Raw genomic sequence first — 14,650 nt, forward strand, 5'->3', positions numbered from 1 at the left:
CCTGCGGAGCCGCGGAGCGCCGCCCCTGCGGGGCGGAAGGCGGTGCTGCTGCTGCGCAGCAGGAGCGGTGCCGGCGCCTCCGGCGCCTGTTCGGGGTGATCGCTCCGCGATCTCTCCCGATCTCGACTCGCTCCGCGAGTCGTTCGGAATCCGCTCCGCGGCTTCCTTGGCTGGCTACGGGGAGGGGTGGTTGGGCTCCGTCTTCAAGATCAACAATCAGTCGGCGGGGGCACAAACAAAGATCGTGAACACCCCACACAGGATGGAGAGTTCACGATCACCGAAGGGTGCGTCAGTCAGCGTCAAGATCCTCGCCGCTCGTACTCGACATCACGAACAGCCGATCGGCATAGCCACGCGCGGCATCGCCGACCTTCGCCAACAGCTCTCGCTCCACGGCAGGCCCGATCGTGCGGAACTTGGCCTCGTCGTAGAACAGACAGATCACGTCGTATACCAACTCGGCACGCTCAATCGCATCGCCAAAGGGGCGGTCCGCCAAGCCCGTACCATCAGCCGTCGTCCCGTGCCAGGCCTTCCGCAACGCAGCAGCCAACTCCGGCTCCAGACGCGCTCCCATAACCCTCACCTGCCCATGCTCTCGGTTCCCTGCTCCCGACCCTACGACTCGCGGCCCACACTCGAACGGGCGTAGTGGAAACCCCTTCAGGCGAAGGCTCCCCTGCCAGGGTGGGGAGGAGGGATCAGAAGGCGGGATAGGCAGGGACAGGCGGGAGCGGCACTGTGGAGAGGTTCCAGTTGACCCAGTAACCGTCCTCGATCGAGCCGACCATCACCATCGGGCGGTGGTCGCCCTCTGTGCGGTAGGCAACCCACTCCTGCGTCGCGGAGACGACCTGTGGGTCGGTGAACTCGAACGGCACCGCGCTCAGCTCGTCGTCTTCGGCGTAGGCGGCGAGCAGTTGGTCGAAGTCCTCGACGCGGGTGGCGCAGAAGAATGCGTGCTGTCCGCTCGGGTCCGTGATGCAGGCGAAGCGGATGGTGGGCAGGGTGTTGGTCTCCATGCGCGGCATCCTGCCGGACGGGTCGGACACCAACCGGCCTGACGTCTACCGCTGCACCATCCCGGTGCTGAGGACATCCCTCTCGGGAGGCTCCCCAGCACCGCACCACGTTGTCAATCAGAGCGAGAATCCAACGTGTCCGGCCTCGTAGTACAGCTCTGGCGGTGACCCAAGCTCGCTCGCGAAATCCATCCACGCCGAGTCCATGTCAAGCTCGTCGCCTCCCGCCCACGTGCTGACGAGGTTGTCCCAACTGCGCTGCGAGGGACGGATTGTGCGCTCGCTCGCCGTCTTCTGAGCACCCTGTGCTTGTGCTTGTACGTCGCGCCAGTCGACGGGCGTCACCGTCATGCGGCGGCCTCGCGTGCGCGCTTGTACCTGCGGTTCTACGGCCTTGCGTACGCCCTTGGGTACGGCGGTGCCGGTCTTGGCCCAGTTCTTGGCCTTGAGGCTCCAGTAGGCCCGGTTGATCTTTTCTCGGTTGGCCTTGCCCGGCATTCGCACGCTCCAGGCACGGGCCGTGCGGCGACTGACGCCTGCCTCGTCCAGCGCATCTCGCCCGCCCTTGCGGGTCTGGAGATAGGTGAGCTGGGCCCTGACTCCCGGGGAATCTTCGCGCGACGGAACGACGTCACCGGCCTCGATGAGGGCGCGGACTTCGGAGGTCAGTTGGTCTCCGAAGGTGGAGCCGCCGGAGTCGGGTCCACGCCCCCACGAGTTGAGGGCGCCACCACTGTGACGGTCGCGGGCCATTACTGGTCACCGCCCTTGTTCTTGGCCTTGATCTGGTTGAGGGCGCGGCCTTCGGCAAACAGGGGGCGTCCGTTGCGCTGTGCGGCCCAGACGTCGCCGGTGAGGTGGAGTTCATCGGTGCCGCCGACGTGGACGATCCCGAGGCCGGCCTCGCTCGCCCGGACGGCCTTGCGACGGAGGTTGGCGAAAGCATGGCCGCGAATGATGTGGACCCAGTCCGGGCGCTTGATCTCGTGGTTGGCGCGGGAGTCGCCCATGGTGGAGACGAGTTTGGCGTACATCGAGGCGACGTAGCGCCTGGTGAGGGTGTCGCGAGATTCAAAGGCCTGCATGCGGGCCTCGTTGAGGACCTTGACGAGGTCCTTGAACAGCGCTTCCGTGCCGGGGGCTACGTACGCCTCGAGGATCGTGGGCATCTCGCACAGCGAGCCGTAGGAGGGTGAGGCGAAGTCCCTGATCCCGATGAGGGTGCTGGTGGGGATCCACAGGGGGCCTGCAGTTTCGCGGTCATCGCCCAGAGGGTGGGGCAGATCGGATCGGTCCCAGGCAATGGGATTGATCCGGACAATGCCCGCGAGGTTGGTGCCTTTGCCGTAGTTGCTCAGGTCCTGCCAGCCCTCATGGTTGTGCGTGAGGGTGCGTACGGGCAGGTGCGAGGACTGGAGTGCGGCGAGGTAGGCGGCGTTGACGTCCAGCTCGGTCACGGCCATTCCGTCGGGAACCGGGTGGGGAGTGCGGTACTTCGGGCGGGCCTCCCAGATGTCGTCGGCCTCGTCCTTGCGCTTGCGGACAAGGGGGTCGGGCAGCTGCGGGTAGACAGTCGGGGTGTAGTTGGTCTCGACCCGGGTCATCTCCCACAGTTCCATGACGTCGGGGATCGCTGAACCGCCGTCACCAGCAAGGGCGTTGAGGGCCGCGTCCTGGTCGCCGTTGTGCTCATCGAGGGCACGGGCGACCTTGTCGGCGACGAAGGTCTGCAGGACGGCCTTCTTGGCTGCGGGCTTTCGGCGCGGCGCAGGTGCGGCTGGTTTGTCCGCGACGGGTTCGGCCGGCTCCTGGTCGCGGCCGGCGGGCGGCGCCGGGTCGTGGGATTCGTCGGTGGCGCAGGCGACGCAGCCGGGCGGGCACGGCGCCGGGACGGGGACGTTCAGCGCCAGGACGTCGGAACCGAAGGAGCTGGCGGCCTGCGCCATTTCATCGGAGATCGAGGCGGGCTCGGTTTCGGGTGTGGATTCCGGGGCGGGTGTGGCGAGTTCCGCATGATCACCCTGGGAAGGGTGCTGTACGGCTGCCTGTGGGCCCGTGGGCCATGATCCCGCCCTCTCGCCCGTCCGGGGGGACGGAAGAGGCTCAGGGGTCTTTGTGGGGGCTTCGCGGCGGGGCAGGGTGTTGCGGTAGGCGTCGGAGCTGTCGGTGTCGCTCGACATGTCGGTGAACCGCGAGTAGTGGCCCTGGAATGCCACGGTGATCGTGCAGGTGGGGGCGTTGCGGCATTTCCCGAAGATCAGGTCGGCTTCCCCTGCTCGGGGCGATTCGGGTTCGTTCAGGTCGGGGCGGTGCAGAAGGATCACCATGTCTGCGTCCTGCTCGATCCCGCCGGACTCGCGCAGGTCAGAGACCTTCGGCTTGCCGTCCTCGCGCTGCTCGGGCCCCCGGTTGAGCTGCGACAGGGCGATGACCGGGATGTCTAGTTCCTTGGCCAGGAGCTTCAGCTGGCGGGACATGTCGGCGACTTCCTCCTGCCGGCTTACGCCGCGTCGGCGGGAACCGCTTTCGAGGAGCTGCAGGTAGTCGACGGCGAGGAGTGACAGTCCTTCACGGCTGTGCATCTCGCGGGCCCGGGTCTTGATCTCGGCCATGGTCAGGTTCGGCGAGGTGTCGATGAACATGGGTGCTTGCATCAGGTCGGGTACGCGGTTGCCGATGCGAGTCCAGTCGTCGTCGGTGAGTTTGTAGCCGCGGATGTGGTGCAGCCCCACCCGGGCCTCAGCCGCCAAGACGCGTTGGCCGATCTCAAGGGCGCCCATCTCCAGCGAGAACAGTGCGGTGGGGATGTTCTGCTGGATCGCGATGGCGCGCAGGAAGTCCACGGCCAGCGTGGACTTGCCGACGGCGGGGCGAGCGGCGACGACGATGACTTCGCCGGGGCGGAAGCCGTTGGTGAGGCTGTCGACGTCCTGGAATCCGGTGAGGATCCCCGGCTGGTCGTCGGGGTTCTCCTGGTCGTCGATAGCCATCTCAACGATTTCGCCGAGCTTCTGGTAGGGGATACGGGCGCGGGCATCGCGATGTGCGGTGTGTAGTTCGGCCTCGTGTCGGTCGACCATGACGTCGAGGTCGCCTTCGCCTTCGTACAGGTCGTTGATGGCACGGGTATGCACCTCGATCGCGTGCCGCCGCACCGCGCACTTCCGGATGATCTCGGCGTAGTACTCCGCGTTTGCCGCAGTCGGCACGGCTTGTACGAGGGTGTGGAGGTAGGAGGTGCCGCCGATTCGGGTCAGGGTGCCGCGGCGCTCCAGCTCGGGTGCGAGGGTGATCGGGTCGACCGGTTCGCCACGGTCGGCAAGTTCGCAGGCCGCGGTGAACACCTCGGCGTGGGCGGGCAGGTAGAAGTCGGCGGCGGTGATGGTCCCGCGTACTTCGGCGATGGCTGTGGGGCTGAGCAGCATGGCGCCGGCGGCGGACTGTTCGGCCGGTACGTCTTGCGGCGGGACGCGCATGAAAGTGCGGTTGGCGCCTTCGTCCTGGCGGTGGGTGGAAAGGTTCATGGGCGGATCTCCTGGAAGGTCCGTGCGGCGCCCGGTCGATTCCCAGCGGCGGGCGCCACTTTGCTGTGTGTGGGGTTACGAGCGGGCAGCAGCGAGGGCAGCTCGGCCTCGGCCGCCCGCTGGACGCGTCTCGCGGGGGCACAACGGGCAACCGCCGCCCTCTGTGCTCATCTCCGGGTGCTCCTCGCATCGGCCTGGGCGCACCATTCGTGGAGCAGGCGCCGCCGGAGGCGTGGGCAGATCAGCGAGCTGGCGCTTGTAGACCGCAGCGACGCTGCGGCACTGGGACGGGTTGACCTCCCGTGCCAGGTGCACGGCGAGAGTCTTCGAGGTCCACCCGTTGGCAAACGCGGTCGCGGTGAGCGGGTACAGCGTCGCCTGCGACTTCGGCCCTTTGCTCGCCATGCCCGGCAGCCCTGCCACGAACTCCTGGACTTCTACCGGCATCTGGTCGCCAGCGCCGTCCTGGTCCAGGTCGTCCCCGGCCTCAGCCGGGACCCGCGCAGTGGGTACACCAGGCGCAGCCTGCTGCGGTTCTTCGCTGTGGGTCTCTTCGTCGTCTGCCTGGCCCTCAGCCAGCGCCAGCTGCTCCGGCTCCGAGGCGCCCGAGCCGGAAGAGGAAGAAGAAGAGGAAGAAACAAAGGAAGAAGAAGAGGGGGCTTCCGCCGCATCCGGCGTTTGTGCAGGTGAGGGCCCGTTTTCGGGAGAGGGTGCGCGTTGAAGATCCAACGCATCGCGTCTTTTTTCTGACGCATCGCGTTGGAATTCTGACGCATCGCGTTGGAATTCTGACGCGCTCGGGTCCTCCGGGGCAGGCGCGTTGGAATTCTGACGCGCCCGTTCTGCCTGCTCGCGAAGGTGGGTGAGAGCGTCGTAGGTGTTGCGCCACCCCCGGTAGCGCTCCCCCTTCGCAGGCAGGTCGTTGATCTGGATGGAGACACGCCGCGTCTGCGCCGTCTTCCGGTCCGAGATCCGCAGGGTGCCGCCGCTAGGATCAGACAGCAGACCGGCCTTCTCCAGCTCGCGGATCAGGTCGCGGATGCGGCTGATGCTCGACGGCTTGCCCTTGGCGTTCGTCAACAGGTACCGAAGCTCTTCGGGCGTGATCGCGCGAACTGGCCCGTGCTTGGTCAGCAGCGACCGGAGGATCATGTAGAGGCGGTACGCCCCGTCGCTCAGGCCGGGGCAGAGTGCCACCCAGTCGAACGACTGAGTGGTGGTCCAGCCTCCATTGGGTGCTCCCTGGAGCACGTACTCTTCGGTGCTCACGCTGCACCCCCGAGGTGCAGGTGGTGCGTGGTGTTGACCTTGGGCGACCGCCGAGCGGCGGTGTGTGATCCAAGGATGATGTGACGTGAAACCACCCGGTCAAGGGACTCGGTGGTCTCGATGCGCAGCGCTTGCACTGCTACCCTCCAAAGAGTTGGGCAGACAACACACCCGACCGCTTCGAACGGTCACGTGCTCTGACATTGGTCTGTTGGGCTAGCAACCACACCGCCTGGTGAAGGCGTGTGGGCAGTGGTGTGCGGTCAGCTTCTTAGGTGCAAAGGTCTCCGGGTGGTGCCGGGGGCCTTTCGCCGTTTCTGGGCGAAGAACCCCGCCGGAGCCTGCTGACCTAGACGGTCTAGGGGCTCATGCGACGGACAACTCCCGAGTTGAAGTGGCAGGGCGCTTGCCGCGTCGCCGGCGCTCTTCACGCTGTCTGGCGCGCAACTTCCGCAGGTGCTCTTCCGTACGGGCTGCGAGCTCCGGGTCGGCCTTGCAGAGCTCGATCATGGCGCGCATGAAGTCGGCCATGGACCCACCGGACTCATCTATGGCTTCCGTCAACGTGTCGAACTGGTCCGTGGTGAGGTCCAGAGTGACACGGTGAGGAAACCCAGGCCGGCGACTGCTCATCGGCGCCCCTCCCTCCATGAGTACAGATACGTACAGACAAAACGCGAGCCTAGACCTTTCCGTGTGATCTTGGGAACCCTGAAACGCGTGTCCTCCCAAGAAATTGAAAAGGCGTCAAAGATCACGTCCGTCCCAGCGACAACGAAGGCGTTCTGACCGAGGTTCCTCCCGTAGGGCGGGAGGCCCAGGCACCAGCCCACGCACGCCGGTTGACGTGGTCTGATGGACCCACGAGGCGGAGGATCCGCCCGCAAAACGAGTATGTACGTGGGGGCCTGTGGATGAGTGCGCAGAACCTGGCGGTCGCGCTCGCTCATGACGGCCGCAGCTGGGTGGACGGGGTTGAGGTCCGGGCGCACACCGACGGCACGCTCTCCGGCGCACGCGCCGCAGCGCTCAACCACGTTGCCCGCATTGCCCGGCAGCGCCGTCGACCCGTCCGCGTCAACGCGACGGAACCCGACGGCCACGTCTGGCACTTCGTCGTCGGTCCGGACGGCGAAGTCGTCGAACCTCACGCCGCGCACCAGCTGCCCGACGATCCCGATGCCCGCCGAGTGCCCCCGGAGTTGGCGGTCCGCGTCGCCACCGTGAACGAAGCGATCAGCAGCGACCGGCACCACATCGCCCTCAAACTCGCCCAGGACCTCGACGCCGAACTCGCCGACCAACACGGCCTGGACCACCCGCACGCCCTTCGTGCCCGGGAGCTCCGCGCCCACGCCGCCTACCGAGCTGGGCTCGTCGGCGAAGCCTGCGAGCTCTACCTGGACGCCGCCCGCGGCTGGCATCAACTGGCCAGCGACGCGTACTGGGATGCCGTCCAGCGCGCCTACGCGCTGTGGCATCAGGTCCAGGAGGACTCCACGCGAATCGTGTGGCTCGGCGATCGGCTCGTCGAAATCCTGGAGCTTGGTGACGCGCGAGCAGATGCGACCGCGGCCGCAGCCCGACAACGCATCGACCAGCTGCGCCTCGGTGAACCCACGGTTTGACCCGGAGCGCGCCGACGAGTTGCGGGCTGTGGAGGGCGAAGCCTCTCCAGGCGGGAAGAGATAAGGGTGGCCCCCGGCTCCCGGTCGGTTGTTGGGCAGACACGGAGCCGAGGGCCACCCGCTGGGCGGGCGAGACCGGTGGTGTGTGGTGGGTGGACCGGTCTCGCCTGAACTCTCGGAGTCCCGGCACGGGGAACTCGGGTCGACCGAGAGTGGCTAGGGCGCCGCCTACAAAGGTGACGGCGTTGCGGGCTGGCGAACGGTGCGCTCGAGGAACTCCTCACGGGCCCGTCCGTCGAGGCGGCGGATTCCGGAACGAGCGGTGGAGATCGCGCGGGAGAGGTGATCGAGCAGCTCGTCGGCTTCGGCCAGCTGCTCCAGCAGCTCGGTGCCGCCCGGCCGCCACTGCCCCTCGGGGGCATGCCGCTCTAAGCGGGCCCTGCAGTCGTGGACGAGGGCCTGCATGATGCCGGTGAACTCCGTGCAGCTGGCATCGGAGTAGTCGGCGGACGTCAGGTGCGCCGGCCGGTGGTGCATGAAGGCCTCCAAGGGAACGTGGATGAGCGGGCAGTTGGATGGCCACACGGAGGCCGGCGACACGGGGAACTTCGGACGATCGGCGCTGGCACTGAGCAGCTCGGTCTCGCGAGGCCCGAGGCACGGACGGCTTCCTGCAGCAGCACTTCGGCATGCGCCCGTCCCCCTTCCGGATCTGCTGTGGCCGGTCGCACATCTAGGTTTGCCCCTGGGACACTGGGATTCCAGATGTGCAATGGAGCCGCATGGAGCCGACTCCTAGCTGCATTACGGGGAGGGGGAAACGGTGTGGGGCAGAAGCCGAACGTCCTGACGCCGTACGAGAGCAGCGCCCACTACCTGGGTGCGCGGATGCGCGAATGGCGCGGCGAGCTCTCGCTGGCCAACCTCGCAGCTCGGACCAACTTTCACTCCACGTACCTGGGACGGTCCGAGCGCGGGCAACAGCTCCCGAGCATCGAGATGGTCACCGCCTACGACCGCGCGGTGGGCGCGGGCGGAGTGCTCGTCCAGCTGCGTCAGGACATCGAGAACGGCATCGACATCCGCGCCTACGACGCTGCGGATGGAGCCAATTCGGGGCTCCATGGAGCTAAAGCACCGGCGACTCTGGCCGACAAACTGGACGCGCAGACACCGTGGACCGGGGAGGCGATCTCTCTCCCCATCCTCCACGAAGGAAAGGTCACCTTTGTGTCTGTGCCCCGTCGCGCCTTCTTCGGCCTCAGCGCCGCAGCTGCTCTTACCGCGGCTGTGCCCTCCACAGCGCTCGCCTCCACGGACGGCGCTCCACCCCTGATCGTCCCGGATGCGCATCCGATCCAGCACCTGCGAGATATGCGGCGACTGCTCATCGACATGGACAACGTGATGGGGCCGCGCTCGGTCCTGCAGAAGACGACGGAGCAGATCCATGTCATCCAGACACTGATCAAGACCCGGACCGGTACAGATCAGCGGGAGCTGAAGCAACTGCGGACGCAGTACGCCGAGTTCCTCGGCTGGGCCCACCAGGACGCTGGCGACTTCCGGGCCGCACAGTACTGGACTGACCGTGCCCTTGAATGGTCTTACTCCAGCGGAGACCCGGACCTCACCGTGTACGTGCTCGCACGTAAAGCGCAGCTGGCGGGTGACATGGGAGACCCCATGCTCGCGATCGACAACGGCGAGGCGGCCCGCGCCATGGCCCGACCCGACACCAAACTCCCTGCGGTGGCCGCTGTGTACTCCGCCCATGGCTTCGCCCTGCAGAAGAATGCGGCGGCCGCGCACCGCGCCTATGACGAAGCCCTGGAACTGATCAGCTCCAGGGACCTCGACCCAGCCTCAAACTGGGGCGTCTGGCTGGACGCGGCCTACATCGAAGTGCACCGAGCTCGCAGCCTGGAAGCGCTGGGCCAGCACCAGGAGGCAGCGGCCGGGTTCGCCAAGGCGATCAGCGACCTGCCCTCCGGATACACCCGAGACCGAGGCGTGTACCTGGCACGCGAGGCTGTCGCGTACGCAGGCGCCGGGGAGCCGGACCGCGCAGCGCAGATCGGGATAGAGGCCTTGTCGGTGGGCGCGAGCACCCAGTCGGCACGGATCCTCACCGAGCTTGCCCACCTCGACACCGCCTTGACCCGGTGGCATACGGTCACGGACGTGGCCCAGTTCCATGAGGTGCTGAGGAGCACGATTCCCCAGAGCGCCTAGCCGCACTGGGGACCGCCGTACACCGCTACCCGGAGAGACGAGATGCCCCGCCCCTACGTACTGCTCAGCGTCGCCACCTCGGTCGACGGTCACATCGACGACACCAGCCCCAACCGACTGCTGCTGTCCAACGCTGCAGATTTCCAGCGAGTCGATCAGGTCCGCGCCGAATCCGACGCCATCCTCATCGGTGCCGGCACCATGCGCGCCGACAACCCCAGGCTGCTGGTCAACAGCGAAGAACGGCGTGCCGCCCGAATCGCTGCGGGCAAGCCCGAGTACCCACTGAAGGTCACCATCAGCGGGTCCGGCGACCTCGACCCGGACCTCAAGTTCTGGCACTTCGGCGGCGCCAAAGTCGCGTACACCACCGACGCCGGAGCAGAGAAGCTGCGCGAGCGGCTCGCAGGCCTCGCCGACGTCGTCTCCCTCGGCGAGACCATTGACTTCGGCCGGCTCCTGGACGACCTTGGCGCCCGCGGAATCGAGCGCCTCATGGTCGAAGGCGGCGGCCACGTCCACACCGCCTTCCTCTCCCTCGGCCTGGTCGACGAGATCCATCTGGCCATCGCTCCCCTACTCGTTGGCCAGGCCGACGCCCCCTCCTTCCTCCACCCCGCCGACTACCCGGGCGGCTCCACCCACCGGATGAAGCTCGCCGAAGTCCAGCAGATCGGCGACGTCGTGCTGCTGCGCTACCTGCCCAAGCAGGAGAGCGACCAGTGACGACCGCAACGCCCGCCGACGACATGTGGATGCGGATGGCCGTCGAGCTCGCCCACCACTGTCCGCCCGCCGAGGGCGCATACAGCGTCGGCGCGGTCATCGTCGACCGCCACGGCGACGAGGTCGCCCGCGGCTACTCCCGTGAAGACGGCGACCCCCATGTTCACGCCGAAGAGGCCGCACTCGGCAAGGTCACGGACTCGGACCGACTGCAGGGCGGAACGATCTACAGCTCCCTGGAGCCCTGCAGCCAACGCAAGTCCCGGCCAGTGAGCTGCGCCGAACACATCCTGCGCTCCGGCCTGTCCCGCGTCGTCATCGCCTGGCGGGAACCCGCGTACTTCGTCGACAACTGCCAGGGCGCCGAGCTCCTGACCGCCGCTGGCCTCAGCGTCGTGGAACTCCCGCTCTACGCCAGCGACGCCCGCGAAGCCAACAAGCACCTGGACCTTCCGGAGTAGCTGAGCCTGACCTTCGAACGCAAGGACCACGAGCCCATTCCAAAATTTTGGAATGGGCTCGCTCTTGTCAATCCTTGATCAGCCGCGCTTCCGGCGGCGCCGGGGCGTCGGCCACCACAGGCCACGCCACGCGGGCGGCAGCTTCCGCCGTGCCTTGGGGCGCGCTGGCGGCCGCGGCGGTGTCGGCGGGTTCTCGGGCCGGGGAGGGACCGGCGACGGTGGGGTGGCCGGCGGCGGAGGAACTGCAGGAGTTTCCGCACGCGGCGAGGGCGGTGTAGCTGCAGCGTGGTCAGCGGGCACAGGGGGCGGCGAAGGGGCCGGGGCCGGGACCGACGGTGTGACGGGCTCGGGCAACGGCGGCCGCCGACGCAGCTCCTCTTTTCTGCGGGCCTGCTTGAGGGCCTCGTTCTTCGAGCTGTTCCACCGCGCCTGCTGGGAACGCTCCAGGCGCTCCATCACCTCGTGCGCCTCGGCCGGATGGAAGCCGACCTTCCCGCCTCGCAGCGTCGACAGGCCGATCGGGACCAGGCCCCACCACTGCGCTCCGGGCGCCGGGACAGGCTGGCTGATCTCCCAGTCCTGGCGGCGCCAGGCGATCTCCCCTGACCAGTCCAAGGCTTCGCCGCGCCATCGCGGTTCGTGCAGGAAGTCGTGACCGCCGTACGGGACGAGGACGTTGTCACCGTCGACCCAGTAGACGGCTCCCCCGCCCGCGATGATCTGCAGCTGTTGCTCGGTCGGCCGTATCCGCCTGTGCCGCACCGACTGGGACTCCCCCGCCGGCCGAACCGCCTTGTCCTTCAGACCACCCTGGCGGAAGTGCAACAGGTCCTCGGCGAAGAACCACACATGCTGGGCCTGGACGCCGTACCGGTAGCGAACCGCTTCGATCCGGCGCCGGACGGAGGCCTCCGTCAGCACGCCGCGCGGCGACTCGATCACGACGACCTGGTCCCCGTCCCGGGCCACGATGACGGGCGGAGTGGGCCCGCCATCCCCTTGGGGTTCCGGGCAGTCGATCCGGGTCGGCGTGCCGGGCCAGGCCTTCTCCAGACGCTTGTGCAGGTCGATGACGACCTGGACCTCCTGGTCGACCCGATCACGCACATCGGCCCGCGCCGCGCACACATCCTGCTCGTCGGCCCGGCGGCCGCCGTGAGCGAACCGCGGGGCATAGCTGGAGTGCGGGCCGCTGCGCTTCGACAGGGACAACGCCTTGCCGCAGCTGATGCACGTGTAGCGCTCGTTCTCGACCGTGCCCACGGGCAAGTGATCCGCGCTCGCCGGATCCGGAGTCAACACGACGAGCTCGCCGGTGACGGTGTCTCTCGCTCGCAGAGTCATGCCCACGATCATCCTGCGTTGATCGTGGGCAGTCAGGAGGTCAGCGGATTCCGACTGATAAGGCGCCTGTCACTCGAACCATACTCAGTGGGAGATGAGGTCGAGGTTGTCTACGACCTTCGCGAACTCCTTGGCAGCCTTGGAGTTCTCACCGCACCAGTACAGCACTGGTTCCTGGGCCTCCATTGCTTCGTAGAACTGCACGTTCTCTGAGATGTACGGGAGGGTCTTCTCACCGTAGAAGTCCAGCGTCTGCTTCCACTTGTCGACGAAGAAGGCGCCTCGGTTGGTGACGTAGCCGTTGAACAGCACATGCCGCATCTCCGCCGATCCGCCGGAGAACTGGAATTTGCGACGCCCCTGCTCGATGAGGCTTTCCAGCTTGGTGAGGGTGTCGTCATCCTTGGGATCCGGCTTGAGGCAGCCGACGATGTAGTCCAGTGCGCAGAGATACGAAATCTCCAGGGTGTCCACTGCGCCCCTGAAGTCCACCACGATGACGTCAGGAGCCTCCTCCGGAGGAAGGTCCTCGATGGCACGACGCAGCCAGTACTCGTCGCACGTCGCCTTCGTGATGTCGTTGATGCTTGCCGAGGCCTGAGACATCGCCCGTGACCCGACCGCGAGGAACAGATTCGGGATCACTTCAAAGTGATCGTCATCGTCCGCGTGGGGATCGTCGTTGAACTCACTCGGCTTGATCCGCGTGCGCGCAGGCACCAGAGCCTCGGTGAGCTTGGCCTCGCCCAGCACCACGTCGTAGATCGTGGTCATCGCGTCGAGACGGTCATAGACCTCTTTGACCCGCTGGGGGTTGTACTTCTGATTGGTGACCCCGTATCCCAGATAGCAGCTGGCGATCATGGTCGGGTCTCCGTCGATGAGCCAGACTTTCTTGCCTCGCCGCGCGAGTTCAACGCACGCGTTGACACCGCCCGTGCTCTTTCGGGTGCCGCCGCCTTCGTTCGCCATGCCGATGGCCACCGGACCGTCGGGATACCGTCGCTGCATCGGGCGCTCCTGGGTGTTCACTGCTGCAGTTCCGCCCCGCTGGCGATGTGCTGGGCCTCAGTCGGGCTCGGGGCGTAGCCGGCCTCGGTGACGAGCTGCTTGATGTGGCGCACGTCGTGCTCATCCCAATCGCTGCTGCTGCGGGAGCTGGCGCGGAACTCGTCCGAGGCAAGGGCGATGGCGTCGGCCAGCCGGGCCAGCCCGGTCCCGTTCAAGGGCGCCTCGGGAACCGGGATGCCTGCTCCTTCAAGGAGCGTCATGCCTGCCTGTGCCGCAGGCTCACCCGCGTGCACCAGGATCGACCGCGCCAGGCGTTCAGCGAGTTCATCGGGCTCACCGTAAGTGCGCTGAGACAGTACGTGCTGGCAAGCGATCGAACGAGCCCGCCGCGCCTCAGCGTCCGCCTTGTTGCTGACGTCGCTGCTGCCTCCCTGCGCAGGCAACTTGGGGGTCTCGATGTCGGTGCCGGTTTTCGTCGACGAAAAATTAGGCTGAGGCTCCGATTTCTTTGAGGGCTTCTTCTCGGAGGGCGCCAGAGCCTCGAGGGCCTTCTGCCAGCCGATGCCCTCGCGCTCCATCAAGGCCCATGCCTCTTCGACCTTCTTGGTGGTGCGGAGCTTGTTGAGCAGCTGGTAGGCGGGGTCAACACCCAGCTTGCGCTGCCGGACTGCCCGACGGGCCGGCCCGTCGGTGAGCTGCAGCAGCTTGATCTTCTTGGAGATTTCGGACCCGCTGAGGGCCTTGTCGCCACGCTTGCCCAGCCGGGCCGCGATCTGCTCGGCGTTGAGCTTCTGCTCAGTGCGGAACCTCTGGAAGATGATGGCTTCCTGGATCGGGTCCAAGCCCTTGCGGGACTGGTTCTCGCTCCAGAGGACCTCGTCCATCTTGTCTGCAGAGGAATTCCTCAGAACGACGGGAAGCTGCTTCTTGCCGAGGCGGACAGCGGCACGCCAACGACGCTCGCCCATACCCAGAACCCATAGCGCGTTCTCCGGAACGTGCTTTGCGTCGTCGGGGAACTTCAGCACGAACACGGCTTTCGCGATGACGGTGGGGTCTTGCAGCACGTCGTGCTGCTCCACGTTGCCCACGAAGTCCTCGAAGTCGGCCTCTTCCCATTCCCAGTCCTCGCGCACGTTCCGAGGGTTGGGAGCGATCTGGGAAATATCGGCCATGAACCGCTCGCCCTCAACCATGTTCCGGAAGGGGGTACGGTCCGTGTCGTTCTTCCCCTTGCCGGTCGGACGCTGGCCGTCGGGCTTCTGGCCACCCTGCGAGCCTGGCTTCGTCCGGGGCATCGGGATCCTCCTGGTCGTGCTTGAGAGCTAAGTCCAGAAGAACCCTAGCCGTCCGGGCGTGCCCAGACGGCACACGTCCTTGGTTGGGCACGGGTTAGTGGCTCGGAGTTGACGGGCAGCACTTTTCGT

The 14,650-nt window shown here is 66.8% G+C and carries 13 protein-coding genes and 1 pseudogene; 4 read left to right on the top strand and 10 right to left on the bottom strand.

Annotation, left to right across the window (positions count from 1 at the left end):
• Positions 1-292: 292 nt before the first annotated feature.
• From OG430_RS48830 to OG430_RS48855, 6 genes and pseudogenes are all read right to left on the bottom strand, one after another.
• Entirely contained in the window at positions 293-580 is a 288-nt protein-coding gene (locus OG430_RS48830; protein ID WP_327359784.1) for a hypothetical protein, read from the bottom strand.
• A 124-nt stretch (positions 581-704) separates the two neighbouring features.
• Positions 705-1,025, bottom strand: a complete 321-nt coding sequence (locus tag OG430_RS48835; protein ID WP_327359785.1) for a hypothetical protein — start codon at positions 1,023-1,025, stop codon at positions 705-707.
• Positions 1,026-1,142: 117 nt separating this feature from the next.
• The gene (locus OG430_RS48840) at positions 1,143-1,778 is read right to left on the bottom strand and encodes a hypothetical protein (RefSeq protein ID WP_327359786.1); all 636 of its coding nucleotides are present in this window, start codon (positions 1,776-1,778) and stop codon (positions 1,143-1,145) included.
• Positions 1,779-3,193: 1,415 nt separating this feature from the next.
• Positions 3,194-4,624: pseudogene (gene dnaB, locus OG430_RS49660) on the bottom strand (replicative DNA helicase); the annotation flags it as partial.
• Positions 4,625-5,818 (bottom strand): hypothetical protein, encoded by a 1,194-nt coding sequence (locus OG430_RS48850; protein ID WP_327359788.1) that lies wholly within the window; start codon positions 5,816-5,818, stop codon positions 4,625-4,627.
• Between the two features lie 366 nt (positions 5,819-6,184).
• Positions 6,185-6,349: a hypothetical protein gene (locus tag OG430_RS48855; protein ID WP_327359789.1), complete on the bottom strand. Its 165-nt coding sequence runs from the start codon at positions 6,347-6,349 to the stop codon at positions 6,185-6,187.
• A gap of 383 nt (positions 6,350-6,732) precedes the next feature.
• Between OG430_RS48855 and OG430_RS48860 the strand changes: the two genes are divergently transcribed.
• A complete protein-coding gene (locus OG430_RS48860) occupies positions 6,733-7,446 on the top strand; it encodes a hypothetical protein (RefSeq protein WP_327359790.1) in 714 nt (237 codons plus the stop codon).
• Between the two features lie 228 nt (positions 7,447-7,674).
• On the opposite strand, the gene OG430_RS48865 is transcribed toward OG430_RS48860, so the two are convergent.
• Positions 7,675-7,983, bottom strand: a complete 309-nt coding sequence (locus tag OG430_RS48865; RefSeq protein ID WP_327359791.1) for a hypothetical protein — start codon at positions 7,981-7,983, stop codon at positions 7,675-7,677.
• A gap of 288 nt (positions 7,984-8,271) precedes the next feature.
• Here OG430_RS48865 and OG430_RS48870 point away from each other — a divergent pair, with 288 nt between their 5' ends.
• From OG430_RS48870 to OG430_RS48880, 3 genes are read left to right on the top strand one after another with little or no spacing between them, the layout of a single operon-like run.
• Complete coding sequence (locus OG430_RS48870; protein WP_327359792.1) at positions 8,272-9,681, top strand: helix-turn-helix transcriptional regulator; 1,410 nt, start codon at positions 8,272-8,274, stop codon at positions 9,679-9,681.
• A 42-nt stretch (positions 9,682-9,723) separates the two neighbouring features.
• Positions 9,724-10,407, top strand: coding sequence for a RibD family protein (locus tag OG430_RS48875; protein ID WP_327359793.1), 684 nt, complete (start codon positions 9,724-9,726; stop codon positions 10,405-10,407).
• A complete protein-coding gene (locus tag OG430_RS48880) occupies positions 10,404-10,868 on the top strand; it encodes a deaminase (RefSeq protein ID WP_327359794.1) in 465 nt (154 codons plus the stop codon). The genes OG430_RS48875 and OG430_RS48880 overlap by 4 nt, the downstream gene beginning before the upstream one ends.
• A gap of 78 nt (positions 10,869-10,946) precedes the next feature.
• Here the strand turns inward: OG430_RS48880 and OG430_RS48885 are convergent, their stop codons facing one another.
• The 3 genes from OG430_RS48885 to OG430_RS48895 all read right to left on the bottom strand — a co-directional run bounded on the left by OG430_RS48885 (position 10,947) and on the right by OG430_RS48895 (position 14,521).
• Positions 10,947-12,212 carry a hypothetical protein gene (locus tag OG430_RS48885; protein ID WP_327359795.1) on the bottom strand — a complete coding sequence of 422 codons (1,266 nt, stop codon included), beginning with the start codon at positions 12,210-12,212 and terminating at the stop codon, positions 10,947-10,949.
• 84 nt (positions 12,213-12,296) lie between these two features.
• Positions 12,297-13,244 carry a ParA family protein gene (locus tag OG430_RS48890; protein WP_327359796.1) on the bottom strand — a complete coding sequence of 316 codons (948 nt, stop codon included), beginning with the start codon at positions 13,242-13,244 and terminating at the stop codon, positions 12,297-12,299.
• Positions 13,241-14,521 carry a ParB/RepB/Spo0J family partition protein gene (locus OG430_RS48895; protein ID WP_327359797.1) on the bottom strand — a complete coding sequence of 427 codons (1,281 nt, stop codon included), beginning with the start codon at positions 14,519-14,521 and terminating at the stop codon, positions 13,241-13,243. Before OG430_RS48895 ends, OG430_RS48890 begins: the two co-directional genes overlap by 4 nt.
• Between the last annotated feature and the right edge of the window lie 129 nt (positions 14,522-14,650).

Origin of the sequence: Streptomyces sp. NBC_01304 (assembly GCF_035975855.1) — a bacterium.
Lineage (GTDB): Bacteria > Actinomycetota > Actinomycetes > Streptomycetales > Streptomycetaceae > Streptomyces.

Coding starts and splice junctions, on each gene's coding strand:
- OG430_RS48855 (WP_327359789.1), bottom strand. CDS start 6,349: ATGGCCGACTTCATGCGCGCCATGATCGAGCTCTGCAAGGCCGACCCG.
- OG430_RS48830 (WP_327359784.1), bottom strand. CDS start 580: ATGGGAGCGCGTCTGGAGCCGGAGTTGGCTGCTGCGTTGCGGAAGGCC.
- OG430_RS48895 (WP_327359797.1), bottom strand. CDS start 14,521: ATGCCCCGGACGAAGCCAGGCTCGCAGGGTGGCCAGAAGCCCGACGGC.
- OG430_RS48840 (WP_327359786.1), bottom strand. CDS start 1,778: ATGGCCCGCGACCGTCACAGTGGTGGCGCCCTCAACTCGTGGGGGCGT.
- OG430_RS48835 (WP_327359785.1), bottom strand. CDS start 1,025: ATGGAGACCAACACCCTGCCCACCATCCGCTTCGCCTGCATCACGGAC.
- OG430_RS48860 (WP_327359790.1), top strand. CDS start 6,733: ATGAGTGCGCAGAACCTGGCGGTCGCGCTCGCTCATGACGGCCGCAGC.
- OG430_RS48875 (WP_327359793.1), top strand. CDS start 9,724: ATGCCCCGCCCCTACGTACTGCTCAGCGTCGCCACCTCGGTCGACGGT.
- OG430_RS48885 (WP_327359795.1), bottom strand. CDS start 12,212: ATGACTCTGCGAGCGAGAGACACCGTCACCGGCGAGCTCGTCGTGTTG.
- OG430_RS48865 (WP_327359791.1), bottom strand. CDS start 7,983: ATGCACCACCGGCCGGCGCACCTGACGTCCGCCGACTACTCCGATGCC.